Below are 3,005 nucleotides of genomic sequence, written 5' to 3'. Positions count from 1 at the left end.
CTGCGCAGGCGTGCGCACTGGTGGCCCTCGTTCCCGGACCTGTTCGAGGACTTCCCCTTCGAGCTGCGCATGTCCCCCGAGGAGCACGTCATCCGCGTCGAGGAGAGCGAGGAGGACGGCGCATTCGTCATCAAGGCCGAGCTGCCGGGGATCGACCCGGACAAGGACGTCGAGATCACTGTCGAAGGTGGCGTGCTGACCGTCCACGCCGAGCGTCGTGAGGAGAAGAGGGAGAAGCACCGTTCGGAGTTCCGCTACGGTTCCTTCACCCGCAGCATCCGGCTCCCGGAGGGATGCCAGGAAGGGGACATCACCGCCGGCTACGACAAGGGCGTACTGACCGTGAAAGCACCCATGCCCGCGGCGGAGTTGAAGCAGCCACGGCGCGTCCAGATCACCGGCGGCACCTGACGCCCCGGCGCGCCCCGATCAGTACGGACGCCGGTGGATGCGGTTCGCCGGCGTCCGGCTACTTGCCGAGCCAGCCGGACGCCCTTGCGGCGCCGCGTGCAGGTCGGCCTCCGGCTTCCGGACTGCGGCGAGGCCGCTTACGGCCGTCCGTGACCGGAGCCCGGCGGATCAGGCCCCGGTCCCGTTTTCCGGACCGGGGGGCGCGTCAGGTCGCCCCGGAGCGGGCAGCGGCACCCGCCACACCAGTCTGGTTCCCCCGTCGGGCCTGGCTGTGACCTCGAAGCTCCCTCCGAGGCGCGCGGCGCGTTCGGCGAGGTTGGCGAGCCCGCTGCGCCGTCCGTTCTCGGGGAGTCCGCAGCCGTTGTCGGTGACGGTCACGCTCAGCTCTCTGCTTGCGATCAGACCTACCTCCACCGCGGTGGCGCGGGCGTGACGGGCGACGTTCGACAGCGCCTCGCCCAGCACAGCGACGGCCTCATCGGCAAGCGCGGGCGGCACCTCACGGTCGAGAGGCCCCCGCAGCGACACGGTGGGGGCGAACCCGAGCAGTGCCGTAGCCCGTTCGACGCTCTCCGCGGCCCTGCCCGGCAGCCCGGTGGTCGCCCGGTCGGCCTGGTGCGTGCACTGGCCGAAAACGACGGAGCGGATGATCCTGGCGGTCTCGTCGAGTTCGTCGACGGCCTGTCGGACGCGGTCGGAAGCCCCCTGGATGTCGATGAACGCCAGCCCGCCCTGCAGAGTCATCCCGGTGATGATCAGCCGTCGGACGGAGAGGTCGCGCAGATCGGTGGCGATCCGGTCACGTTCTCGTAGCAGGGAGATCTGTTCGGAGTCCCGGCGCCGTTCGGCGAGTTCCATCGCGAGCGCCACCTGCCCGGCGAAGCCGACCAGCGGGGCGGACTCGTCCTCGTCGAACGGGGCCTTGTCCGCCGATCTGGCGAGCATCAGGACACCGCGCAACGCGTGTGGCGGGACACCGACCGGCACGGCCAGGGCCGGCCCCAGGCCCTCCCACCGCGGTGGGCCGGTCGTGATCCTCTGGTCCTTGTGCACGTCGGCGGACACCGTCAGGGCACCGGTGCGCGCGGCCTCGCCCATGAGCGTCCCCTCGAACGGCAGCGCCAGGTCCCGGTGCTGCGCCGCCTGGAGCCCAACGGCGAGCCGCACCTTCAGGTGGCCGGGATCGGGCGTGGGGGTGGCGACAACGGCGAGGTCCGCTTCCGCGATAGCGGTCGCTCTTCCGATCGACAGGGCGAGTACGTCGTCCGCCGAGCTGCCCGACAGCAGGCTTCCGGTGATCTCGGCGCTTGCAGCCAGCCAGCGTTCCTGCAGCCGGGACTGCCGGTAGAGCCGGGCGTTGTCGATCGCCACTCCGGCGGCCACCGCCAGCGTGCCCAGCACCGACTCGTCCTCGGCGTCGAACTGCCCGTCACCGCGCTTCTGCGTGAGGTAAAGGTTGCCGTACACCTTGTTCCGCCCCCGGATCGGCATACCGAGGAAGGTGTGCATCGGCGGGTGATGGCTCGGGAAGCCGTAGGAGGACGGATGCTCGGAGATCTCCGCGAGTCTCAGCATCCGTGGACCGCGGATCAGTTCGCCCAGCACCCCGTGCCCGGACGGTAGCGCGCCGATCCTGCGGATCTGCTCCTCGGTCATCCCGACCGGGATGAACCGCGAGAACCGCCCGTCCTCGCCGATCACGCCAAGGGCGCCGAACTCGGCGTCCACCAAGGTCACGGCGGCTTCCACGATCTGCCGCAGTGCCTGGCCCAGGTCCAGCTCCCGGCCGACCGCGAGAACCGCCCCCAGCAGATCGCGGATCCGGTCGCGGGTGTCGCGCAAGGCGTCCAGCCGCGTCTGCAGCTCTTCCAGCACCCCGTCCAGACGCAGCGCGGGTACACCCGCCCCGGGTGCTTCAGCCTCACGGCCCACTGGCGAGAACCTCCATGCCTTCGCGGAAGAGCCGCCCCAACAGCGGCGAAGACCCGATGCCCGGCCTCGAAGGATGCTTCGGGATGGAAGCCCAGCCCCCTTCGGCTGGGCCTGAGAGACATGGCTCGTTCGCAGACAACACCGTCGGCCCTGGCTACCTCCGGGCAGATTCCCCGCGCACCCGCGCCACCTTCCACGCTACGGATACGAGCGCCATATCAACACTGCTGCACTCCTTCGGCCTCTGCCTGTCCTCGGCCCGTTCGCCGTTCGTGCCCGTCCGTCTGGCGGGTTGGGGCCGGTGGGCCCAAGCCCGCTCCGGCGGATCCGCCGCACGCTGGAGGTGCTCCCGAGTCGAGGAGGGTGGTTGTCGTGCCGAATCTGGGAGTCGCAATCGTCCGGCAGTACGAGCGCGGGGTGGTGTTCCGGCTGGGCCGGCTGCGCGGGGTGCGCGACCCCGGCATCCGGTTCATGATCCCGCTGGCGGACCGGATGTGGAAGGTCACCCTGCGCACGGTGACCATGCCGATCCCGTCCCAGCAGGTGATCACCCGGGACAACGTATCGATCGGTGTCGCGGCGGTGGCCTACTTCCGCCGGGTGGACCCGGTGAAGTCGATCGTGGAGATCGAGGACGTGGCCAGCGCGGTCGGCCAGATCGC

General features: G+C 70.5%; 3 protein-coding genes. 2 read left to right on the top strand and 1 reads right to left on the bottom strand.

Translation table 11 applies throughout. The features are described 5' to 3' along the window. Nucleotides 1-411: Hsp20/alpha crystallin family protein (locus ACWC9T_RS41405; protein ID WP_449826184.1), on the top strand; the 411-nt coding region annotated here is incomplete at its 5' end. 168 nt (nucleotides 412-579) lie between these two features. Here ACWC9T_RS41405 and ACWC9T_RS41400 read toward each other — a convergent pair. Continuing rightward, on the bottom strand, nucleotides 580-2,343 hold the full coding sequence (locus ACWC9T_RS41400; protein ID WP_449826183.1) for a sensor histidine kinase: 1,764 nt from the start codon (nucleotides 2,341-2,343) through the stop codon (nucleotides 580-582). A 372-nt stretch (nucleotides 2,344-2,715) separates the two neighbouring features. On the opposite strand from ACWC9T_RS41400, the gene ACWC9T_RS41395 reads away from it, so the two are divergent. After that, a partial coding sequence (locus ACWC9T_RS41395; protein ID WP_449826182.1) for an SPFH domain-containing protein occupies nucleotides 2,716-3,005 on the top strand: 290 nt, incomplete at its 3' end.

The sequence above is a fragment of the Kitasatospora sp. NPDC001159 genome (assembly GCF_053598235.1).
The sequence above is the reverse complement of the archived record's forward strand: the minus strand, read 5'-3'. Positions and strand labels throughout refer to the sequence as shown.